This window comes from Vibrio sp. 1288 (assembly GCF_033344475.1).
The window spans coordinates 1-532 of sequence record NZ_JAWPOX010001053.1; the positions used below are offsets into that span (position 1 = coordinate 1).

Consider the following 532-nt stretch of genomic DNA (forward strand, 5'->3'; position numbering starts at 1 on the left):
CCAAATGCTCGCATCGTTTACGACTTGTTCCACGTCGTTGCTAAGTTTGGTCGTGAAGTGATGGATAGAGTCAGAGTCGACCAAGCCAATAAGCTAAAACAAGATAAAAAAGCAAGGCAATGGGTCAAGCGTTCGCGCTGGGTGCTATTAAAAAATAAGGATAATTTGAATACACAACAGGAAAGTTACCTCACAGAAATATTGAATATGAATCAGGACTTGATGACAACCTACTTACTGGGTGCGCAATTAAAGGAACTGTGGCGTTGTGGATCAGAACTTCAGGCTAAAAACCTATGGCTGGTATGGTGGGAGCAAGTGAATGAGAGTGGAATTAAGCCACTTAAAGAGTTCGCTCGAAAGCTCCGTCCATACCTTCATGGTATCACTGCTTCAGCAAGCTATCCGCTGAATACCTGTACGCTTGAAGGGATAAATAACAAGATAAAGTTAATCAAACGGATGGGATATGGCTATCGAGATACTGATTACTTCTTCTTGAAGATAAAAGCGGCTTTCCCCGGAAAGCCGC

Annotated in this window: 1 protein-coding gene; it reads left to right on the top strand. The window is 42.9% G+C overall.

Going from position 1 to position 532, the window contains the following annotated elements:
* On the top strand, positions 1-532 hold a 532-nt coding region (locus R8O11_RS30860), incomplete at both ends, for a transposase (RefSeq protein ID WP_318195342.1).